The organism is Ramlibacter sp. P4_H7 (assembly GCF_056400765.1).
On the sequence record NZ_JBFUKP010000010.1, the window covers coordinates 54036 to 75352 of the forward strand.

20 protein-coding genes are annotated in these 21317 nt (G+C 71.0%); 12 read left to right on the top strand and 8 right to left on the bottom strand.

The annotated features are described in order from the left end of the window. Positions 1–90: 90 nt before the first annotated feature. From AC1DSA_RS14990 to AC1DSA_RS15015, 6 genes are all read left to right on the top strand, one after another. Positions 91–1056: an AEC family transporter gene (locus tag AC1DSA_RS14990; RefSeq protein WP_477890516.1), complete on the top strand. Its 966-nt coding sequence runs from the start codon at positions 91–93 to the stop codon at positions 1054–1056. Further along, positions 1053–1343 (top strand): hypothetical protein, encoded by a 291-nt coding sequence (locus tag AC1DSA_RS14995; RefSeq protein ID WP_477890517.1) that lies wholly within the window; start codon positions 1053–1055, stop codon positions 1341–1343. Before AC1DSA_RS14990 ends, AC1DSA_RS14995 begins: the two co-directional genes overlap by 4 nt. A 159-nt stretch (positions 1344–1502) precedes the next feature. After that, positions 1503–1919: a hypothetical protein gene (locus AC1DSA_RS15000; protein WP_477890519.1), complete on the top strand. Its 417-nt coding sequence runs from the start codon at positions 1503–1505 to the stop codon at positions 1917–1919. Between the two features lie 43 nt (positions 1920–1962). After that, positions 1963–2343, top strand: coding sequence for a hypothetical protein (locus AC1DSA_RS15005; RefSeq protein WP_477890521.1), 381 nt, complete (start codon positions 1963–1965; stop codon positions 2341–2343). Then, positions 2331–2735 (top strand): hypothetical protein, encoded by a 405-nt coding sequence (locus AC1DSA_RS15010; protein ID WP_477890523.1) that lies wholly within the window; start codon positions 2331–2333, stop codon positions 2733–2735. Before AC1DSA_RS15005 ends, AC1DSA_RS15010 begins: the two co-directional genes overlap by 13 nt. Positions 2736–2747: 12 nt before the next feature. After that, the gene (locus AC1DSA_RS15015) at positions 2748–3515 is read left to right on the top strand and encodes a tetratricopeptide repeat protein (RefSeq protein ID WP_477890524.1); all 768 of its coding nucleotides are present in this window, start codon (positions 2748–2750) and stop codon (positions 3513–3515) included. A 25-nt stretch (positions 3516–3540) separates the two neighbouring features. Here the strand turns inward: AC1DSA_RS15015 and AC1DSA_RS15020 are convergent, their stop codons facing one another. Next, entirely contained in the window at positions 3541–5433 is a 1893-nt protein-coding gene (locus tag AC1DSA_RS15020; protein ID WP_477890789.1) for a carboxyl transferase domain-containing protein, read from the bottom strand. Positions 5434–5440: 7 nt separating this feature from the next. On the opposite strand from AC1DSA_RS15020, the gene AC1DSA_RS15025 reads away from it, so the two are divergent. From AC1DSA_RS15025 to AC1DSA_RS15035, 3 genes are all read left to right on the top strand, one after another. After that, complete coding sequence (locus tag AC1DSA_RS15025) at positions 5441–6457, top strand: asparaginase (RefSeq protein ID WP_477890526.1); 1017 nt, start codon at positions 5441–5443, stop codon at positions 6455–6457. Positions 6458–6575: 118 nt separating this feature from the next. Next, entirely contained in the window at positions 6576–7484 is a 909-nt protein-coding gene (gene rocF / locus AC1DSA_RS15030; RefSeq protein ID WP_477890528.1) for an arginase, read from the top strand. Between the two features lie 17 nt (positions 7485–7501). After that, positions 7502–10663 carry a PAS domain-containing protein gene (locus AC1DSA_RS15035; protein WP_477890530.1) on the top strand — a complete coding sequence of 1054 codons (3162 nt, stop codon included), beginning with the start codon at positions 7502–7504 and terminating at the stop codon, positions 10661–10663. On the opposite strand, the gene AC1DSA_RS15040 is transcribed toward AC1DSA_RS15035, so the two are convergent. After that, a complete protein-coding gene (locus tag AC1DSA_RS15040) occupies positions 10650–11006 on the bottom strand; it encodes a DUF4148 domain-containing protein (RefSeq protein WP_477890532.1) in 357 nt (118 codons plus the stop codon). The genes AC1DSA_RS15035 and AC1DSA_RS15040 overlap by 14 nt on opposite strands. 121 nt (positions 11007–11127) lie before the next feature. Continuing rightward, positions 11128–11835, bottom strand: a complete 708-nt coding sequence (locus AC1DSA_RS15045; RefSeq protein WP_477890534.1) for a Crp/Fnr family transcriptional regulator — start codon at positions 11833–11835, stop codon at positions 11128–11130. Positions 11836–11844: 9 nt separating this feature from the next. Here AC1DSA_RS15045 and AC1DSA_RS15050 point away from each other — a divergent pair, with 9 nt between their 5' ends. Next, the gene (locus tag AC1DSA_RS15050; protein WP_477890535.1) at positions 11845–13494 is read left to right on the top strand and encodes an adenylate/guanylate cyclase domain-containing protein; all 1650 of its coding nucleotides are present in this window, start codon (positions 11845–11847) and stop codon (positions 13492–13494) included. 3 nt (positions 13495–13497) lie between these two features. On the opposite strand, the gene AC1DSA_RS15055 is transcribed toward AC1DSA_RS15050, so the two are convergent. From AC1DSA_RS15055 to AC1DSA_RS15065, 3 genes are read right to left on the bottom strand one after another with little or no spacing between them, the layout of a single operon-like run. Further along, complete coding sequence (locus AC1DSA_RS15055; protein WP_477890537.1) at positions 13498–14478, bottom strand: Bug family tripartite tricarboxylate transporter substrate binding protein; 981 nt, start codon at positions 14476–14478, stop codon at positions 13498–13500. 40 nt (positions 14479–14518) lie between these two features. After that, entirely contained in the window at positions 14519–15754 is a 1236-nt protein-coding gene (locus AC1DSA_RS15060) for a CaiB/BaiF CoA transferase family protein (RefSeq protein ID WP_477890539.1), read from the bottom strand. Beyond that, the gene (locus AC1DSA_RS15065) at positions 15747–16703 is read right to left on the bottom strand and encodes a hydroxymethylglutaryl-CoA lyase (protein ID WP_477890541.1); all 957 of its coding nucleotides are present in this window, start codon (positions 16701–16703) and stop codon (positions 15747–15749) included. The genes AC1DSA_RS15060 and AC1DSA_RS15065 overlap by 8 nt, the downstream gene beginning before the upstream one ends. 73 nt (positions 16704–16776) lie before the next feature. On the opposite strand from AC1DSA_RS15065, the gene AC1DSA_RS15070 reads away from it, so the two are divergent. Together AC1DSA_RS15070 and AC1DSA_RS15075 are read left to right on the top strand one after the other, a co-directional pair. Next, positions 16777–17676, top strand: coding sequence for a LysR family transcriptional regulator (locus AC1DSA_RS15070; RefSeq protein ID WP_477890542.1), 900 nt, complete (start codon positions 16777–16779; stop codon positions 17674–17676). Next, a complete protein-coding gene (locus tag AC1DSA_RS15075; protein WP_477890544.1) occupies positions 17673–19649 on the top strand; it encodes an aconitase family protein in 1977 nt (658 codons plus the stop codon). Before AC1DSA_RS15070 ends, AC1DSA_RS15075 begins: the two co-directional genes overlap by 4 nt. Here the strand turns inward: AC1DSA_RS15075 and AC1DSA_RS15080 are convergent. Both AC1DSA_RS15080 and AC1DSA_RS15085 read right to left on the bottom strand, forming a co-directional pair. Next, positions 19609–20268, bottom strand: coding sequence for an HAD family hydrolase (locus tag AC1DSA_RS15080; RefSeq protein ID WP_477890546.1), 660 nt, complete (start codon positions 20266–20268; stop codon positions 19609–19611). The two genes, AC1DSA_RS15075 and AC1DSA_RS15080, sit on opposite strands and share 41 nt — an antisense overlap. A gap of 61 nt (positions 20269–20329) precedes the next feature. Continuing rightward, positions 20330–21301, bottom strand: coding sequence for a Bug family tripartite tricarboxylate transporter substrate binding protein (locus AC1DSA_RS15085; RefSeq protein WP_477890548.1), 972 nt, complete (start codon positions 21299–21301; stop codon positions 20330–20332). Positions 21302–21317 lie beyond the last annotated feature (16 nt).

Here is a 21317-nt window from a genome sequence, read left to right on the forward strand (position 1 = left end):
CGATCATAAGGGCGTGGCGGTTGTTGCCCCTGCGCGAACGGCGGTACCCGCGCGCCTCGCTCGCGATGGGTTGCAGGGACAATACGGCCCGTGCTAAGCGTCCTCACGGTCACCTTTCCCTTTTTCGCCCTGGTGTTCGCCGGCTACCTGGCCGCACGGCGGCGCATGCTGCCGTTCGAGGCCATCGCGGGTCTGAACACCTTCGTCCTGTTTTTCGCGCTGCCCTGCATGCTGTACCGCTTCGGCGCGGGAACGCCGATCGCGCAGATGCTGGATCCCCTCGGCATCGTGCTGTGGCTCGCCTGCGCGCTGCTGGTGGTGGCCGGCACCGTGAAATTCAGCATGAATGCGCGGATCCGCTGGAACGACGCGTCCTTCGGTGCACTCGTCGCGGCGTTTCCCAACACCGGCTTCATGGGGGTGCCGCTGCTCGTGGCGTTGCTGGGAGCGCAGGCGGCCGGACCGGCGATCCTCACGATCCTGATCGACCTGGTGTTCACGAGCTCGCTGTGCATCGCGCTGTCGCGCCTGGACGGGGCCGACGAGCACGGCGCGTCCGAGGCCGCGAAGAAGGCATTGCGCGGCGTCGCGCTCAACCCGATGCCCTGGGCGATCGTGCTGGGCGGCGTCTCGTCGGCGTTCGCCTGGAAACCCGTGACTCCCGTGATGAACACCATCGGGCTGCTGGCAGATGCGGCGTCGCCCGTCGCGCTGTTCACCATCGGCGCGGTGCTCGCACGTTCGCAGTTCGTCGCAGCGCAGGGCGAGCAGGGGCCGCAACCCGCGCGCGACTTCGTGCCGGTCGCGCTGGTCAAGCTGGTGCTGCATCCCTTGCTGGTGTTGGGGCTGGGTCTGGCGATGCGCGCCGCGGGCTTCCCGCTGGACGCCTTCGCGCTCCAGGTGATGGTGCTGGTGGCGGCGCTGCCCAGCGCCAGCAACGTGTCGCTGCTGGCCGAGCGTTTCGGTGCCGACACCGGCCGGATCGCCCGCATCATCCTGCTCACCACGGCGGCGGCGTTCCTGACCTTCTCGGCAGCGGTGGCGCTGCTGAAGTGAAGTCCTGCGCTGCCGCGCTCGCCGCTGCGCTGCTTGCCGGCTGCGTGCTGGTGCCCTACACCGTGGAGCGCTACGACCCCGGCTGCCACGTCGCCACGCGCACGATGGAGCTGCAGCCGGTGCAGATCGCGTCGATCCAGCATTGCGTCAACGAAGGGTGCGCGGTGCTGCTCGCTGCGGCGGGCGCGACGGCCGCCGCCAGCGCCGTCATTTCCGGCAGCATCGTGCTCGTCGGCAACGTGGCGTACTGGCTCGAGAAACAGGGTCGCTGCCAGCGCGCGCCCTGAACGGCGCCGGGCAGGCGGCAGCGCGATGCCGACGGACGGAATGTGCTGTGCGCTTTGGCCAACAGAGCGTGTACGTGAGCGCGAGCGGGCTTACGCGCAGCACTTCGCGTCGATATATTTCCCTGCAAGGGGCCGCTCGCGCCCCGGGGGAGCAAGACCATGAGCACTGCCGGTGGCTTCTATGCGCTGTCCGACGACCAGCTCCGGCGGCTGCTCGCGGGCGAGCTGGCGTATGCGCCTTTCCTGCAGGCCGGCGGCGGCGAACAGCCGCGCGAAACGCACGCCGAGGCCATCGCCGTCTGGTACGAATTGAGCCAGGTGCTGCAGGCCGAAGCCGCCTGCGGCGCGGAGCAGTCCGACAAGATCCCGAGCATGGTGGGCTATTCCTTCTCCGGCGACGTGCAGTCCACGGCCGCCCGGCTCGCGACGCTGGCCGAGGGCGACATCCGCACGCGCTGTGACAGCGCGTTGATGGAGGCCACGCCCGATGAGGTGCTCGCGGCGGTGCAGGGCCTCAAGGGCTTCTACCAGCGCGCCGCCGCCAACAAGGACGCGGTCCTGTTCCGCGTCGCCTGATTCATCAACCTCCACCCAGCCGCGCCAGCGGTGCAGTACCCAGATGTCCGCCCAAACCCAGATCCGTTTTGCTTCCCTGGCCGCCGCCACCTATGCCGCCGTGCTGGTGAGTGGCATCGTCTACCACTTCCAGCGCACCGGCAGCCTGCGCGCGCTGGCGCAGAGCCTGGCCAATCCAAGCGTCTGGATCGCACTCCTCGTCGCCGCGATCGTCACGTACGGCCTGTGGGCCCGCCATGCCTGGGCCTGGTGGCTGGCAATCGCCGCGGCCGGTTACCAGATCGTGCGGATCGTGCTCGCCTACGTGCACGGCCGCGGTGCCGGCCACTTGCCCGGCTTCGCCACGCTGTTCGCACTGGCGCTGCTGCTTCTCATCATCGTCCTGCTGCTGCCTCGCAAGGCACGGCTGGGATGCAACCGCTGAGGCCCGGCATGCCGCACCGCATCAAGACCTGGAGCGGCAACGCGGCGCTGGCGTGGCTGGCCACGGCCGCCTTCGCCCTCGCGGCGCTGTGGCCGCACGTGTTCGGGCGCGAGGTGGCGCTGATCGGCCTGCGCGCGCTGGCCGACGTCCACATCGGCGCACCGCTGGTGCTCACGGCGCTCGCGCTCGCGGTGTTCCTGTCGGTGCGGTCCTGGAGCACGCGCGACCGGCTGCTGGTGTGCGCCGGCGCGTCGCTGTGCCTGTTCGCCGTGGTGACCTATGCGGTGGGCGCTTCGGCGGCCCTGCCGTTCGCGCTGATCGGCGGCAACATCCTGCGCGAAGTGCGCAGCGCGCCCGCCCACCCGTCGCGCGTCTGGGCCGAAACGCAGTAAAGGGGAAGAAACATGCCCATCGTCGGCTTCGGCCTGTACTTCGCCCTCGCAATCTTCTGCGCCGTGCACGCGGTGCGCACCGGCCAGCCCCTGTACTGGCTGATGATCCTGTTCGCCTTTCCCGTCCTCGGCGCCCTGGTGTACATCGTGGCGATCTACCTGCCCAGTTCCCGGCTGCAACGGCATGCGGCCAAAGCGGTGAACGCCGCCGCCAGGGCGCTGGACCCGCAACGGGAAGTGCGTGCCGCCCGCGCTGCGTTCGAGGAGACGCCTTCCGCACACAACCAGATGCGCCTGGCTTCCGCGCTGCTGGATGTCGGCGATGCGCCCGCCGCGGCGCAGGCCTACGAGGCCTGCCTGGCGGGGCCGTTCGCCAGGGATCCGGAGATCCGGCTCGGGGCGGCCCGCGCGCTGGTCGAATGCCAGCGCCATGCGGATGCCCTGCGCATGCTGCAGGCCCTGCGCGGCGAACATCCGGACTTCCGCCCCGAGCCCGTCTCCCTGCTGACCGCCCGGGCCCTGGCGGGCACGGCGCGCCGCGCGGAAGCGCGGGCGGAATTCGCCGATGCGGAAGCCCGATTCGGCACCTACGAGGCCAAGGCCGAATACGCGATCTGGGCCTATGCCGTCGGCGACCCCTTGACGAGCGCACGCCTGCAGGCGGACCTGGACAAGATCGCTGCCCGCTGGAACGGCCTGGCGCGCGAACTCAATGCACCGGCCCAGCGCCGCGTGCTGATGGCGCGCGAACTGGCATCCGGCAAGCAGGGCCGCGGCTAACGCGGCTGCGCCAGCCCGTCCGCCTTCACCACGGATCGATCGCCGGCCCCGACGGCTCGCTGCCGATCCGGGCGGCCGCGAGCCCTCGCACCAGCCACTCGCGCGTCTGCGCCGGATCGATGACGGCATCGATCTCCAGCGTCGCGGCCATGTTCATCGCCTGGCCCGCTTGGTATTGCCTGGCGACCAGCCGTTCGAACAACGCCTCGCGTTCCGGTCCGTCCGGCACCGCTTCGAGTTCCTTGCGGTAGCCCAGGCGCACCGCGCCCTCCAGGCCCATGCCGCCGAACTCGCCGCTCGGCCAGGCCACGGTGGCCTCCGGCGCATGGAAGCCCCCCGCGGCCATCGCCATGGCGCCCAGGCCATACCCCTTGCGCAGCACCACGGCGAACAGCGGGACCCGCAGGTGCGCGGCCGCGACGAACATGCGGCTCACGTGCCGCACCTGCGCGCGTTCCTCGATGGCAGGCCCGACCATGAAGCCCGGCGTGTCGACCAGGCTCACGATCGGCAGTCCGTGCGCGTTGCACAGCTGCATGAGGCGGGCCGCCTTGTCGGCCGCGTCGGCGTCGATCGCGCCGCCGAGGTGCAGGGGATTGCTGGCCATCAAGCCCACGGGCCGGCCTTCGAGGCGACCCAGTGCGGTGTGGATGCCCAGGCCGAACCCCGTGCGCAATTCCAGCAGCGAGCCGGCATCCACCAGGCCCTGCAGGGCGGCACGGCTGTCGTACACGCGCAGCCGGTTTTCCGGAACGACGCTGCGCAGCGCCAGCGCGTCGGGCGCTTCGAAGCCGGCAAGCGCGCCCTGGAAGTAGGACAGATAGCGGCGCGCCGCCGCGACGGCTTCGGCTTCGTCCTGCACCAGCACGTCGATGACGCCATTGCCGTGTTGCACGCCCGCGGGACCGATGTCTTCCGGACGGAAGACGCCCAGGCCACCGCCTTCCACCATGGCCGGGCCGCCCATGCCGATGTTGCTGTCGCGCGTGGCGATGATCACGTCGCAGCAACCGAGCAGGGCCGCGTTGCCGGCGAAGCAGCGGCCGGCCACGATGCCGATCACCGGGACCTGGCCATTGAGCCGCGCGAAGCTGGCGAAGGTGGGTACGTGCAGGCCGGCGACGATGGGCATGTCGGTGTCGCCGGGCCGGCCGCCGCCGCCCTCGGCGAACAGCACGACGGGCAACCTGTGCTTGAGCGCGATCCCCAGCAGCCGGTCCGTCTTCTGGTGGTTGCGAAATCCTTGCGTGCCCGCGAGCACGGTCGCGTCGTAGGCCAGCACGGCAGCCTGGCTGCGCTCCGGCGGGAACATCGTGCCGTTGATGCGGCCCAGGCCCGTGACCATGCCGTCGGCCGGCGTGTTGCGCACCAGGTCGTCGTCGCTGCGGCGGGCGCGCTGCGCCGCCACCGCCAGGGCGCCGTATTCGCTGAAGCTGCCGTCGTCGCACAGGTCGGCGATGTTCTCGCGCGCCGTGCGCAAGCCGAGCGCGTGCCGCCTTTCCACCGCCTGCGGCCGTGCCGCGTCGAGCGTGAGTGCTTGGCGGTCGAGCACGCGCTGCAGGTCGGCGCGCGCCAGGTGGTGCGGTGCGGACGCTGGGGAGGCGTCGCGCACGAATGCTGCATCTTCCGGCGCATCCCCCGCCACCTCCTCCAGCGTCAGCAGCAGGGCCTGCTCCTGCACCGTCTCTCCCTCGGCGAACAGTCTTTCCCGCACGCGGCCGCCGCCGGGGCTGCGCACCTCGTGTTCCATCTTCATCGCCTCGAGGATGACCACGACGTCGCCGGCACGGACCATCTCGCCCGGGGCGACCAGCCACTGGACGACCTGGGCTTGCAGGGGGGCACGCAGTTCCGTCATGGGCGCGATTGTGCGGTGGCGCGCGCAGGCCGGCCGGTCCAGCCGGTGACACGGCAGAATCGGCCGCATGGCAGCCTTGGTCCCGCTCATCGAAACCTTCCGCGGCGGCACGCTCGAATGCGTGCACTTCGGCGCCGTGGCGCTCAGCGATGCGAGCGGACGCGTGCTCGCGCAGGCGGGCGATCCGCACTGGGTGACCTTCACCCGCTCGACGCTCAAGCCGCTGCAGGCGCTGCCCTTCGTGCAGGGCGGCGGGGTTCGCCACTTCGGCTTCACCGATGCGAACCTGGCGCTGCTGTGCGCCAGCCACAGCGGCGAGCCGATGCACGTCGCCCATGTGGACCAGATCCTGGCCAAGGCGCAAGTGGGCCACCAGCGGCTGCAATGTGGCTGCCACGTGCCCCTCTTCGCCGAGCTCGGCGCTTGGCCGCCGCCGGCGCCGGGCAGCTACGACGAGCGCCACCACAACTGCAGCGGCAAGCACAGCGGCTTCCTCGCCCATTGCGTGCAGCACGGCCTGAACCTGGACAGCTACCTGGCTCCGGCGCATCCGCTGCAGCAGGCCGTCCGCGCCCACGTGGCCGAGGCGGTGGGCCTGCAGGAGCACCAGCTCGCCATGGGCATCGACGGCTGCTCGGCGCCGAATTACGCGATGCCGCTCGCGCACCTCGCGCGGGGCTTCGCGCGGCTGGCCAGCGGTGCGCGCGACCCCCGCTTCGGCGAGAGCTTCGTGCAGCTGGCGGACGCCATGACCGCGCATCCGGACCTGGTATCGGGCACGGGCCGCAACGACCTCGCCTTCATGCAGGCGGGCCGGGGTGACCTGGTCAGCAAGGCGGGCGCGGACGGCGTGCAGGTGGTGGCGAGCCGCAGCCGTGGCGAGGCGCTGGCGCTGAAGGTCGCCGACGGCAACAAGGTCGCGCTGTTCGCCGCCACGGTCGAAGCCATGGACCAGCTCGGCTGGCTCGACGAGGTCCAGTGCGAGCAATTGCGCCCGTGGCGCAGCGAGACCATCGCCAGCATCAAGGGGGCGCCGGTGGGCGAGCGCAAGGCGGTGTTCCGCCTCCAGCGGCCCCAGGCGTGATGCCACGGCAGGCGGCTGCGAACGCTTCGCCGGATGCGATCCCGGTCGCGGGGCGGCTGGATGCATCCTGTAGCAACCGGCCCGGATGCCGCCGCCTTGCGACACAATCCGCGGTGCCATGACCACCGTCAGCCTCATCGGCGCACCCACCGACGTCGGCGCCAGCGTCCGCGGCGCCGGCATGGGCCCGGACGCTCTGCGCGTGGCCGGCCTGGCCGAGGCGCTGCGCGCGCAACGCTTCGAGGTGATCGACCGCGGCAACCTCGCGGGGCCGCCCAACCCCTGGCATCCGCCGGCCCACGGCATCCGCCACCTGCAGGAGGTCGTCGCCTGGAACCGGGCGGTGTTCGAGGCGGTGGCCACCTCGCTGGCGCTGGACCAGGTGCCGCTGCTCATGGGCGGCGACCACTGCCTGGCGATCGGCTCGATCAGCGCGGTGGCGCGGCAATGCCGGCAGGAGCGCAAGAACCTGCGCGTGATCTGGCTGGACGCGCACACCGACGTCAATACCGAGGCGATCAGCCCCAGCGGCAACATCCATGGCATGCCCGTGTCGTGCCTGCTGGGACACGGCCCGGCCGACCTGGTGGGCTGGAGCGGCGAACGCGCGGCGATTCACGCGGACGGGGTCGACTTCATCGGCATCCGCAGCGTCGACGCCGACGAGAAGGAGGCGATCCGCCTGCTGGGGCTGCAGGTGTTCGACATGCGCCACATCGACGAGCACGGCATGCGCAACACGATGACCGAGGTGCTGCAGGACGTCGACGAAGACACGCACATCCACGTGAGCTTCGACCTGGACTGCCTCGATCCCCTGGAGGCGCCGGGGGTCGGCACCGGCGTGCGCGGCGGCCCGACCTACCGCGAGATGCAGCTGTGCATGGAGATGATCGCCGACACTGGCCGGCTGGGCTCGCTCGACGTGGTGGAGATCAATCCCGCCCTTGACGTGCGCAACCGCACGGCGGAACTGGCCGTCGAATTCATCCGCAGCCTGTTCGGCGCGTCGACGCTGGCCCGCTAGCACGGTAGAGTCCGGGCGTGCAGCCCACCCCACCCGCCGCTGACCGCGAAGCGCAACGCCTCGAGGCCCTGTACCGCCTCGGCATCCTCGACACCCCGGCCGAGGCCTTGCTGGACAGCCTGACCCGGGCTACGGCGGCCGCCTGCCGCACCCCCATCGCGCTGCTGAACCTGGTGGACCGGGACCGCCTGTGGGCCAAGTCGCAAGTGGGCATGCCGGGCTTCGTGGAAGTCCCGCGCGAGGATTCGATCTGCACGCTGGTGGTGGCGTCCGGCCAATACCTGGAGATCCCCGACACGCGTCTGGATCCCCGGGTGTCCTCCAAGCCCTGCGTGAGCGGCGAGCCTCCGGTCCTGTTCTATGCCGGGGCGCCGCTGCTCACGCCCGATGGCCACGTGCTGGGCTCGCTGTGCGTGCTGGACGAGGTGCCCCGTGCCGGGCTGGCCGAGGGCGAGCGCGCCGCCCTGCAGGAACTGGCGCGGACCGCGATGCAATCGCTGCTGCTGCGGCAGGCCGCGCACCGCTCGCTGCACGGATCCAGCGAGCAGATGTTCCGCGAGCTGTCGGAAACCTGCCCGGTGGGCATCTTCCACAGCGACGCGTCCGGCAAGATGATCTACGTGAACCCCGAAGGCGTGCTCATCTTCGGGCGCACGCGCGAGGCCCTGCTGGGCGACGACTGGCTGGACACCGTGCATCCCCTGGACCGCGGCCCGGCGGCGACCCTGTGGCAGCAGACCGCGTCGACCGGCGAGGTGTTCGACCACACCTTCCGGGTACTGCACCCGGATGCCAGCGCCGGACACGTGCGTTTGCGCGCCCAGTCCGTTCGCCTGCCCGACGGGTCCGCCGGCGGCTACGTGGGCTCCATCGAGGACGTGAGCGCCCAGGTGCGGCACGACGAGCAACTGCAGGCGAGCAACGACTTCCTCGCCCGCGCCGAGCAGATCGCCGGCGTCGGCGCATGGCGCTTCAACCTGCTCACGCGCGAGATCCAGTGGACCGGCCAGACCCGGCGCATCTACGAGCTGCCGCCGGACTACGTGCCGCGCGGCGACGAACACCTGCAGGAGCGCTACTTCACGCCGGAGATCCAGAAGGAGATCCGCGCCACCGCCGCGGCCTGCATGGAGACAGGCGAACCGTGGGACCTGCAGGTGCCCATGACCACGGCGCGCGGCCGCCGGATCTGGGTGCGCACCATCGGCCAGATCGAACGGCGCAACGGCAAGCCCCATGCGCTGGTCGGCGCGCTGCAGGACGTGACCGAAAGCCAGCTCGCGCGCGAGGCGCTGGAGCGCAGCGAGGAACGCCTGCACCGCGCGCTGGAAGGCTCGGGCCTGGCCTTGTGGGACCTGGACGTCCCCAGCCAGACGGTCTACCTGTCCGAGCAATGGTCGGTGATGCTGGGCGGCGAGCCGACGGAGACCCGCTGCGGCGCCCGGGAGTTGTTCCAGCTGGTGCCGCCCGAGGACGTGCCGGGCATCCTGTCGGCGCTGGCGCAGGTGCTGGAAGGCGGGTCGTCGAGCTACCTGGTGGAGCACCGGGTCCGGCACCGGGACGGCAGCCTGCTGTGGATCCACAGCGAAGGCCGGGTGGCGCAGCGCGACGCCGCCGGCGCGCCGATGCGCATGGTGGGCACCAACCGCGACATCACCCAGGGCAAGCAGGCGGAGCAGGAACTGCGCATCGCGAGCGACGCGGCGGACGCGGCGAACCGCGCCAAGAGCCACTTCCTCGCCACCATGAGCCACGAGATCCGCACCCCGCTGAACGGCATCATCGGCATGACCAAGCTGCTGCTGGACGAGGAGCTGCAGCCGGCGGAACGGCGCCATGCCGACCTGATCGACCGCAGCGCCCATTCGCTGCTGGCGCTGGTCAACGACATCCTGGACGTGTCCAAGATCGAGGCCGGGCAGATGGAAATCGAAAGCGTGCCCTTCGACCTGCACGAGCTGATCGAGGACCTCGCCACCCTGTACCGGCTGCGCGCCACCGAGAAGAGCCTGCTGTTTCGCGTGCGGCTCGATCCCCGCGTGCCGCGGCATGTGCTGTCCGATCCCACGCGCCTGCGCCAGGTGCTGGTCAACCTGCTGGGCAACGCGCTGAAGTTCACGTCCTCCGGCTGGATCGGGCTGGACGTGAAGGCGAGCCAGGGCGCCGGCGCGTGCGCGCTGCAGTTCACCGTGGCCGACACGGGCATCGGCATCCCGCACGAGGTGCAGCCGCAGCTGTTCTTGCGCTTCATGCAGGCCGACAGTTCGACCTCGCGCCAGTTCGGCGGTACCGGACTGGGCCTGTCGATCGTGCGCCAGCTGGTAGAGCTGATGGGCGGCAGCGTCGACGTGGCGAGCACGCCGGGCAGCGGCTCGCGCTTCACCGTCCACCTGGAGGTCGCGGCGGCGCAGGGGGCGCCGGCCGCTTCGGCGTGGCAGGACCTCACGCCGGCGCGCGAGGGCGCACGCATCCTGGTGGCCGAGGACAACACCACCAACCAGGTGGTGGCCTTCGGCATGCTGCGCAAGCTCGGCTACGTGGACGTCAGCCTCGCCGGCGACGGCCGCGAAGCCTGCGCCATCGCTGAGCGCGAGCACTTCGACCTGGTCCTGATGGACTGCCAGATGCCGGAGATGGACGGCTACGAGGCGACGCGGCGCCTGCGCGCGTCGGGCTGCGAGGCGCCGATCATTGCCATGACCGCCAATGCGATCAAGGGCGACCGCGAGCGCTGCATCGAGGCCGGCATGAACGACTACATCAGCAAGCCGATCGACCTGAAGGTGCTGCGCACCGTGTTGTCACGCTGGACCGGCACGCCCGCCTCGCGGCTGGGCGACCTGCCCCTGTTCGACGGCGGCGGGATCGACTCGCGCTTCGGCGGCGACATGGAGCTCAAGGAAGTGGCGCTGGCGACCTTCCGGCAGACGACGCCTGCCCTGCTGGGGCGCATCCACGCCGCGCTGGCCGCGGGCGACCGCAAGCAGATCGCGCGGCTGGCGCATTCCGCCAAGGGCGGTGGATCGATGATCTCGGCGGAACGCTACGCGGGGATCGCGGCGGTGCTCGAGGAGCGCGCCGCGAGCGCGAGCGAGGAGGAACTGCGCCAGCTGGTCGCCGACCTGCAGGCGGCCTTCGACCAGTTCGCCGAGATCGTGGCGGCGCTTACTGCGCGTTGACGGGCTGGCCGGCCAGCACCGGCGCGGCGACGGCGGGCGCGCGCGCGGCCAGCCAGGAGGCGCCGCTGTCTTCGCCGGTCAGGGCCACGACTTCGTTGCGCGCCGCGAAATATTCGGCGGTGACCTGCGAACGGGTCTTGGCGCTCGCGAAGGATTGCAGCGGGTTGTAGTCCTGCGCCCAGGGGTTCGCGCCGGCGCGCTGGAACTGCTGCAGTTCGGCCTGCACTTCGGCGCGCGATTTGCCGGCGACGAAGCGGGTGCTGTCGATGGTGATGTCATCGGCCAGCGCGGCACCGGTGGAGGCGATCAGGACGAGGGCGGCGGCGAGGGTCTTGCGGTTCATGGGGATTCCTTTGGATGGCAGGACGACGATGCGTCGTCCATGGCCATGACTGTAGGAATCCCCGCCCGATGCCGATGTGCGTTTGCGCACCCGGATGCGCAGGTGCCATGGCGCAGCGGCCTCAGGCCTCCAGGCGCACTTCCTCCACCATGCGCGCCAGCCGTTCGACGTCGGTCAGCACGATCGCCGTGCCGTCCTTCTCCAGCAGCCCCTGCCTGGTGAGTGCGGAGAACTCGCGGGTCACCTGCTCGCGGTAGGTGCTCACCTGGCTCGCGATGTCCGCGTGCTTGGGCGCGGGATCCAGCCGCACGCTCTGGCCGTCCGGGGCGGCCAGCCGGGCGAGGCGCAGCAGCTCCGCGTGGATGCGGTTCTGCACGCCCAGCGTGCTCAGTTCGATCACGCGTTCCGACAGCAGGCGGACCAGCTCGGCCAGCCGCTGCAGCACGCGCTCGCGCACCAGCGGCTCCTGCGCGATCAGTTCGCGGAACTGTTCCGGCGAGAGCGAGGCCACCAGCACGCTCTCCAGCGCCAGCACGTCCGCCGAACGCGGCTTGGCGTCGATGGCGGCGAGGTCGCCGAACATCTCGCCCGCATCCTCGTCGCGGAAGGTGACCTGGCGGCCGCCGGCCGAAAAGCTGGTCACGCGCACGCGTCCCCCCACGACGAAATGCACGTCGCGGTCGGGGCTGTTCCGGGCCACAATCAGCTGTCCGGGTTCCACGCGGCGCCAGGTGCACTGGGCAGCGAGGAGTTCCAGGCGCTGCTGCGACAGGCCCTGCAGCAGGCGGACCTGCTGCAGGCCCAGCGTCGACGGTTGAACGGTTGCCATCGCATTCACTTGAAGTCCGCCCATCTTAGTGCCCGCCGCCTGCGCCTCGCCTCCGGCCTGGTGCTGCTGTTCTACGTCTTCAGCCACCTCCTGAACCACTCGCTTGGCCTGGTGTCGCTCGCCGCGGCGGAAACGGGCCGGCAGGTGTTCACCGCCTTCTGGCGCAACGGCGCCGTCACGGTGGTCTTCTACGGGTCCATCCTGCTGCATTTCGGTTTGGCGCTGACCGCACTGTACGAGCGCCGTTCGCTGCTGATGACGTGGACCGAGCTGCTGCGCATGGTGCTCGGTTTCCTGGTGCCCTTCCTGCTGGCCGTGCATTTCACCCAGACGCGGCTGGTGCACACGCTCTACGGCGTGGACGACACCTACAGCCGCAACGTGTCGCTGATGTGGTTCGGCGACTACTCGGGCTGGCAGATGACGCTGCTGACCGTGGCGTGGATGCACGGCTGCCTGGGCGTGCACTTCGCGTTCCGCCACCGCGCGGAGTACCGCCGCCTGCAGACGGCCTTCGTGGTCGCGGCCACGCTGCTTGCCGTGCTGGCGGCCACCGGTTACCTCTCGATGGCGCGGGAACTGGCGCTGCAGCCGCTGTACGTGGACAGCATCGACCTGCGGCAGTCCGGCACGCTGCAATCGGTCGCCGACGCCATCATGGCGACCACCTTGGCGCTGCTGCTGGCCACCCTGCTGGCGCGCTGGCTGCGCAACCTGTGGGCGCGCCGGAGCAAGGGCCTGGTGCGCATCCGCTATCCCGACCGCACCGTGGACGTCCCGCGCGGGTGGTCGGTGCTGGAGGCCAGCCGCGCCAACGGCATCCCGCACCTGTCGGTGTGCGGGGGCCGGGCGCGCTGTTCCACCTGCCGGGTCGACGTGCAGGCCCGGCCCGGCGACCTGCCGCCACCGCGGGCGGACGAGCAGCGCACGCTGTCGCGCATCGGCGCGCTGCCTTCCGTGCGACTGGCCTGCCAGCTGCGGCCGCAGGGCGACGTGCAGGTGCGTCCCCTGCTGTCGGTGGCGACGGGCGCGCGCACCTTCGAGCCGCTCGGCTCGGCGATGGAGCGCGAAGTGGTGGTGCTGTTCGCCGACCTGAGGCGCTGGACCAACCTGTCCGAGGATCAGCTGCCCTTCGACCTCGTCTACGTGCTGGACCGGTACTTCGAAGCCGTGGGCGACGCGGTGCGCGAGGCCGGCGGCATTCCCAACCAGTTCATCGGCGACAGCGTGATGGCGCTGTTCGGCATCGACACCGACCTGCCCACCGCAGCCCGCCAGGCGCTCGCCGCGGCCGCGCACATCGAGCAGCGCATGGAAGCGCTCAACGACACGCTGTCGCACGAGTTCGGCCGGCGGCTGGACTTCGGCATGGGCATCCACGCCGGCATGGCAGCGGTGGGAACGGTGGGCTACCGCGAGACGCGCACCCTCACGGCCGTGGGCGATGCGGTGAACATCGCCAGCCGGCTGCAGGAGCTGACCAAGCAGTACGGCGCGCGGCTGGTGGTGTCCGAGGACGTGCTGCGGCATGGCGGCCGCGGAGCCGGCGACCTGCAGCCGCACGAGATCGCCGTGCGCGGGCGGCGCGGCAAGCTCACGGTGTTCGCGCTGCCCGCCATCCCGCGCGAGTGCGCGGAAACGGGCGCGGCCACCGCCTGACGCTTACTGGGGCTCGAGCCCGACCTTCTTCACGAGCGCCGCGTACTTCGCCAGCTCGCTGCGAAACGCGGCTTGCGCCTGCTCCGGCGTGCTGATCTGGATGGTGTTGCCCTGCTTGGCCATGGTGTCCTTGACCGCAGGATCCGCGAAGGCGTCCACGACGGCGTCGTGCGCCTTCTTCACGCTCGCGGCGCTCATGCCCTTGGGACCGATGACGGCGAACCAGGCATCGACCGAGAAATTGGCGAGCCCCTGCTCGGCGAAGGTGGGGATGTCCGGCGCGGCCTGGGTGCGTTGCGCCGGCAGCAGGCCGATGGCGCGCAGCGCGCCGCTCTTGATGTGCGCCTGCACGCTGGGCAGCGCCGCGGTGGCGAAGTCGATCTGTCCGCCGATCAGGTCGGTGACCATCGGGCCCACGCCCTTGTAGGGGATGTGGCGCGCCGTGGCGCCGCCGGCCTCCAGCACCAGCTCGCTGGCCAGGTGCAGGATGGTGCCGTTGCCGCCGGAGCCGAAGTTGTACGTGGCCGGCTTCGCCTTGAGCAGGGCGAAGAATTCGCGCGCGTTGGTGGCCGCCACCTTGGACGGATTCACCACCAGCACCATCGGCGTGGCCCCGACCACGGCGATGGGCGTGAAGTCGCCCGGCATGTCGAAGGGCAGCGACTTCAGCACGCTGGGGAAGATCACCACGTTGTTCGACACCACCGACAAGGTGTTGCCGTCCGGGGCCGAGCGCGCCAGCGCCTGCAGGCCGACCACGCCGCCCGCGCCGGGCTGGTTGTCCACCACCACCGAAGCACTGAGTGCCTTGGACAGCGCCGGCGCGGCGGCCCGGGTGATGGCGTCCACGCCCGAGCCGGTGGCATTGGGCAGGATGAATTTCACGGTGTTGCCCTGCGCGTGCGAGGCGAAGGGCAGGGCGGCCGCCGCGAGGGCGGCGCCGGCCGCCAGCAGCTGGCGGCGGTTGAGGACATTGCGGCTCATCGTGTCTCCTTTTGGGTCTGTCAGTAGCGGTGCCTTCGGCTCAGGCCACCACGGCCTTCGTCCGCATCGCGTCGATGGCGTCGTCTGCAAGCCCCAGCGACCGCAGCAGTTCTCGGCTGTGCTCGCCCAGTCGCGGCGGGTCGATGCGCACGCCCAGGCGCTCGCCGGCGAGCGTGAAGGGCAGCAGCGTGGTCTTGACCGTGTCGCCGGCCCGCGGGCCGTCAGGCAGGCGCACATCGGCCAGCCCGCCGGTGGCCAGCAGGTGCTCGTCATCGTACAGGTCCTCGGGACGGCGGATCGGCGCGAAGGGCAGCCCGGCCTTCTCCATCAGCGATGCCAGTTCGGCCGCGCCGCGATGGCCCAGCCGTTCGCGCAGCGTGGCCAGCAGCCGCGGGCGCTGCTGCACGCGCTGGTTGTTGGTGGCGAGTTCCGGCTCGGCCTTCAGGTCGGGGAATCCCAGCACCGTGCAGAACTTGTCCCACTGCGCATCGCTCACCGCGGCCAGGAAGATCTGCTCGCCGTCCTTCACCGTGAACACGTCGTACACCGCCCAGGGGTTGTCGCGGGCGGGCAGCGGCGCGGCGGGCTTGCCGGTCATCGCGTACTGCAGCATGTGCTGGCCGACCAGGAACACGTTGTTCTCGTAGAGCGCGGACTGCACCTCCATGCCGCGGCCGGTGATGCCGCGCTGGATCAGCGCGCCCAGCACGCCGAGCGCGGCGAACAGGCCGCCCATGATGTCGTTGACGCTGGTGCCGGCCCGCAGCGGATCGCCGGGTCGGCCGGTCATGTAGGCCAGCCCGCCCATCATCTGCACCACTTCGTCCAGAGCGGTGCGGTGGTCGTAAGGGCCGGGCAGGAAGCCCTTGCAGGTGGCGTAGATCAGCTTGGGGTCGGCGGCGGACAGCGACCCGTAGTCCAGTCCGTACTTCGCCATCGTGCCCGGCTTGAAGTTCTCGGCGACCACGTCCGCCGACGCGCACAGCCTGCGCGCGAGGGCCGCGCCTTCCGGCTGGTGCAGGTCGATGCCGATGCTCTTCTTGTTGCGGTTGAACATGGGGAAGAAGCCGGCGCCGGCGCCCAGCAGGCGGCGCGTGCGGTCGCCATCGATGGGCTCGACCTTGATCACTTCCGCGCCCAGGTCCGCGAGCACCATGCCGCAGGTGGGCCCCATCACCATGTGGGTGAATTCGACGACCCGCAGGCCCTTCAGGGGCTGCGGCGGATGGTGGGAGGGCGAGCCCTTCGGGGACTGCGGGGCAGGGGTCTCAGGCATGTGCCGTTTCCTTCTTCATGGTCCTGGGAAGGCCGGCCTTCCAGATGGTGCCGTGGGTGGGTTCGCCTGCCAGCCATTGCACGACCTTGGCGCGCAGCGCGAGCAGCCGGTCGAAATCGAGCCCGGTCTCCACGCCCATGCTGTGCAGCATGTAGGTGAGGTCCTCGGTGGCGACGTTGCCGCTGGCACCCGGCGCATGCGGGCAGCCGCCGATGCCAGCCGTGCAGGCATCGAAGCGGGCGATGCCCAGCTGCAGCGCCGCATAGACGTTGGCCAGGCCCAGCCCGCGCGTGTCGTGGAAGTGGCCGCACACGAGGCGCTCGCCGGCCACGCGCAGCACGCGCTCGAACAGGCGCGACACCATGACGGGATCTGCGTAGCCCACGGTGTCGGCCAGGCTCACCGCCTGCACGCCGGCATCGAGCGCGGCCTGCACCAGGCGCACCACTTCCTGCGGCGCCACTTCGCCCTGGATCGTGCAGCCGAACGCGGTGCTGATGCCGACTTCGATCTGCGTGCGGGCGCCGCTGGCGTCGCGCTCCGCGCGGATGCGGCCGATCTCGGCCAGCACTTCGTCCGGCGTCTTGCGCAGGTTGGCCAGGCTGTGCGCGTGGCTGGCCGACAGCGGCAGCAGCATCATCTCGGCCCGGGCTTCCAGCGCGCGCTGCGCCCCTTTGAGGTTGGGCACCAGCACCGTCGCGCGCAGTCCCGGCAGCGTCTGCGCGAAGGCGAGGACCTCGGCGGTGTCGGCCAGCTGCGGCAGCAACCGGGGCGGCACGAAGGAGCCGACCTCGATCTCGCGCTGGCCGGCGGCATAGGCATCGCGCAGCCACTCGATCTTGGCGGCCGTGGGCACGATGGTGGCGACGCTCTGCAGGCCGTCGCGCAGGCCCATCTCGCGCACGACGACGCGGGGCGGCAGGGCTGGAGAAAGGGAAGCGGGGTTCATGGGGAGAGTCTAGAATTTCCAGAACGAGCTATCACTGCAATTCTGGAACGCTAAAATTCCGAATCGGAACACCTTGCGCGACCTCGACCTCACCACCCTGCGCCTGTTCGTCGCCGTCTGCGAGACGGGCAACATCGCGCGCGCCGGCGAAAAGGCCAGCATCGTCGGCTCGGCGATCAGCAAGCGGCTGGCGCAGCTGGAAGACCAGCTCGGCACGCCGCTCCTGCTGAGGAAGCGCCACGGCGTGGTGCCGACGGCGGCGGGCCACACCCTGCTGGAGCACGCACGCGGCATGCTGGATGGCGCGGCGCGCATCGCCCGCGACATGGAGACCTACGCCACCGGTGGCCGCGGGCAGGTGCGCATCCTCGCGTCGGTGTCGGCGATGACCGAATCGCTGGCCGACGACGTGGCGGCCTTCCTGCGCAAGCCGGCGCATCGCAGCGTTCAGGTGGACATGGAGGAGCGGGTCAGCCCGGAGATCGTGCGCGGCGTGCGCGAGGGGCTTGCGTCCATGGGCGTGTGCTGGAACGCCACGGATCACACGGGGCTGCAGTGCCAGCCCTACCGGCGCGACACCCTGTGCGTGGCCGTGCCCGCGCGCCATCCGCTGGCGCAACGCAAGACCGTGCGCTTCGAGCACACGCTGGACTACGAGCACGTCAGCCTGCCGGTCAACAGCGCGGTGCAACTCATGCTGCAGCGGAACGCGGCGCAGCTCGGGCGCGCCGTACAGCACCGCGTGATCGTCACCAACTTCGAAGCGGCGCTGCGCGTGGTGCGCGCGGGATTGGCGGTCAGCCTGGTGCCGCGCGAAGTGGCGCAGCCCCACGCGGATGCGGGATTGCGCCTGATCCCCTTGGCCGAGCCCTGGGCCGAGCGGCGCTTCATCGTCTGCTACCGCGACGCCGCGTCGCTCACCCCTTCGGCGCAGGCGCTCGTGGAGCACCTGGCCACACTTGCATCGCCATGAACGATTTCCTGGACCTCGGCCGCGCACCGCGCATCCTCTTCCTCGCGCAGGACGCGTCGCTCATGCGTGCGCAATGCGCCGGCCGCCGGCTCACGCCCGCCCAAGCCTGGCCGCTGCGCGATGACATTTCCACCGACGAGATCACGCCGGTGCGCATCATGTCCCACTACGACGACAGCCTGGCGCGCTTCCCGTACACCGGTTTCACCGTGGAAGGCGAGCGGCCCATCGCCGTGGGGGCGGTGCACGCGGGGGGCTTCCAGGTCACGGTGGGCGGCAAGCGCTACGGCAAGGGCTCCTCGCGCGAGCACAGCCCGGCGGCGGAGCAGCTCGCCGGCATCCGGCTGGTCGTCGCACAGAGCTTCGAGCGGCTGTACCGCCAGAACGCCGACAACATCGGCCTGTTCACCTCCACCGACTTCGGCCTGTTGGACCGGCTGCAGCGCGGCGAGGTCATCCCCCTGGAAGAACTGGTCGCGGGGCGCGACGCGCTGGCGGCCGCGATCCTGCGCAGCGGCGGGCTGCTGCGCTTCGGCGCGCAGCACCTGCGCGACGCCCGGCCGGTGCCGCTGCCCACGGCAACGCGTCCGCTGACGCTGTTCGAGAAGATCGTGCAGCGCCACCTGCTGCACACGCCGGTCACTTCCGAGGCGCCCGCGCCCGGGGAAGGCTGCTTCGTGCGGGCGGACTGGCGCTTCATCCACGAGTACTACACCGGCATGGCCGCCCACATGCTGCACGCCACCTTCGGCGCGCCGCTGGCGCTGCGCGACCCGACGTCCATCCTGGTGTTCGAGGACCACACCTCGTACATGGACGAAAGCCCGGCGCACGCCGGCTCGCCGCTGCTGCCCAACCTGCGCGCGATGTGCGAGGCGCAGCGGCGCTTCGTCGCGGAACACGGGCTGCGCCACCACCGCACGCTCACCGAGGACGAAGCGCGCGCGGACCACGGCGGCAACGTCGCCGGCATCTCGCACGCGATGATGGCCGAGCACTACGCGCTGCCCGGCCAGCTGGTGGTGGGCACCGATTCGCACACGCCGCACAGCGGTGCGCTGGGCTGCGTGGCCTTCGGCGTCGGCACGACCGACATGGCCAACGCCTTCGTGACCGGGGCCGTGCGGCTGACCGTGCCGCGCGTGCTGCGCATCGAACTGCAAGGCGCGCTGCCCGCCGGCGTCGCGGCCAAGGACATCGTGCTGCACCTGCTGCAGCTCCCCGCGCTGAAGGCCGGCGGCGGCGTCGGCCAGGTGTTCGAGTTCGGCGGGCCGGTGGCGCGCACCCTGTCCACCGACGAACGCGCCACGCTCACCAACATGACGGCCGAACTCGGCGGCCTGACCGGCATCGTCGAGCCGGATGCGGAAACGGTGCGCTTCCTGAAGGAGCGGCGCGGGGTCGACTTCGCGCTTGCCGACTGGATGCGCAGCGATCCCGGTGCGAGCTACAGCGAGGTGCTGCGGGTGGACTGCAGCGCGCTCTCGCCCATGGTCGCGCGGCCGGGCGACCCGGGCCGTGGCGTGCCGCTCGCGCAGCTGGGCGAGCGGGTGCGCGTGGACATCGCCTACGGCGGCTCCTGCACCGCCGGCAAGCGCGAGGACTTCGACCAGTACCACGCGGTGCTCGCCTGGGGCCTGGCCCACGGTCGCAAGGTGGCGCCGCACGTGCAGCTCTACCTGCAGTACGGGACGACGGCGGTGCGCGACTACTGCGTGGCCCGCGGCTACGACCGCACCTTCGCGGCGGCCGGCGCGCGCATCCTGCAGCCGTCCTGCGGCGCCTGCGCCAACTGCGGACCGGGATCGTCGACGGACGCCGGCCAGGTGACGGTGAGCGCGATCAACCGGAACTTTCCCGGGCGTTCCGGTCCCGGCCAGGTCTGGCTCGCCAGTCCCGCCACCGTGATGGCCAGCGCGCTGGCCGGTGAGCTCACCTCGTGGGCGGACCTGCAGGCGGGCTCACCCGGCTGAGCAGGCCGCGCGCGGCGAGCGCGGCGCGGACGTCCTCCGGGCCTGTCACCAGCACCGCCTGCAGTCCCAGTGCCTGCGCCCCCGCCACGTTGTCGGCCAGGTCGTCGAACAGCAACACCTCGGGCGGTGGCACGCCGATCGCGCGCAGCACGTGCTCGAACGCCGCGGGCTGCGGCTTGCGGTGGCCGATCTGGTGCGACACGAACACGCGCGTGAAGCGAGGCAGGAAGCCGGGGAAGCCGCGTTCGATCGCCGCCAGGTGCGACGGGTTGGTGTTGCTGATCGCGTAGCAGGGCAGCTGCGTCCGGACCTGCTCCAGCAGGCGGACGGTTTCCTGGATCTCCCCGACGATGAGGGCGTCGAATCCCTGCTGCACCACGGGAAGGTCGCAGTCGAGCGCGAGCGCCTGCCGCAGGTGGGCGAAGTAGCCGTCGTTGTCCAGGTGGCCCGTTTCGTGGCGCTGGAAAGGTTCGTCCGAAGTGAAGCGGGCGCGCAAGGCCTCGCGCGGCATCCGCGAGTGCGGCGCCCACACGTGCACGGCGCGCTCGACGTCGATGTCGAGCAGCACGCGCCCGAGGTCGAACAGGAGCGCGCGGGTGACGGGTGCGTTCGTGGGCATGTGCCGATTGTCCCCGCGCCGGGACTTCATCGGCGCGCGGACGACTTGCGCGGCCGCGCCCTTACTCCGCCTTCGCGCCCGAGTCCCTGGCCAGCTTGGCCCAGAAGCGGTTCTCGTCCTTCACGAAGGCGGCGAAGTCCGCCGGCGATGCGGACGCCGAGACATCGGTGCCTTCGCGCGCCAGCGCGGCCTTCACCTCGGGCCGCTGCAGCGCGACGCTGGTGGCGTCGAACAGCTTCTTGACGATCTCCGGCGGCGTCCCGGCGGGCACGAACAAGCCGTACCAGAAGTCCATCTTGTAGCCGGGCAGGCCGGCCTCCTTCATGCCGGGCAGCTCGGGCACCAGCGGGAATCGCTCGGTCGTCGTGACGCCCAGTCCGACCAGGCGGCCGCCCTTGATCTGCGGCAGCACCGAGGGCGGCGTGGCGAAGGTCACCTGCGTGTCGCCGGCGATGACCGACTGCACCGAGGGCGCGCCGCCCTTGAACGGGATGCCCACCAGGTCCGTGCCCGCGAGCTGGTTGAACAGCACCCCGCCCAGGTGCGGCGCCGAACCCATGCCGGCATGCGCGAAGTTCACCTTGCCCGGATTCTTCTTCGCGTACTCGACCAGTTCCGGAATCGTCTTGATGCCCAGCTGCGGATTGGCCGCGACCACCAGCGGCGAGGCGGTCAGCTTGGCCACCGGGACCAGGCTGTTGACGGCCGGGGCGCGCTTGGGGTCGATCGCCGGATTCACCGAGATCGCGCTGGGGCTCGCGATCAGGATCGTGTAGCCGTCCGGCGCTGCCTTGGACACGAAGTCCGCGGCCAGGCTGGAGCCCGCACCCGGCTTGTTGTCGATCACGATCGGCTGGCCCAGGGCCCGGCCCAGCGCGTCGCCCACGCTGCGGCCCACGTAGTCGGCCGCGCCGCCGGGCGTGAAGCCCACCACCAGCTTCACCGGGCGGTCGGGCCAGGTCTGCGCCTGCGCCTGCGCGCCGCTGCACAGTCCGATGGCCAGCGCCACGCCGGCGACCAACGTCTTGATCATGGAGACTCCTTGGGAT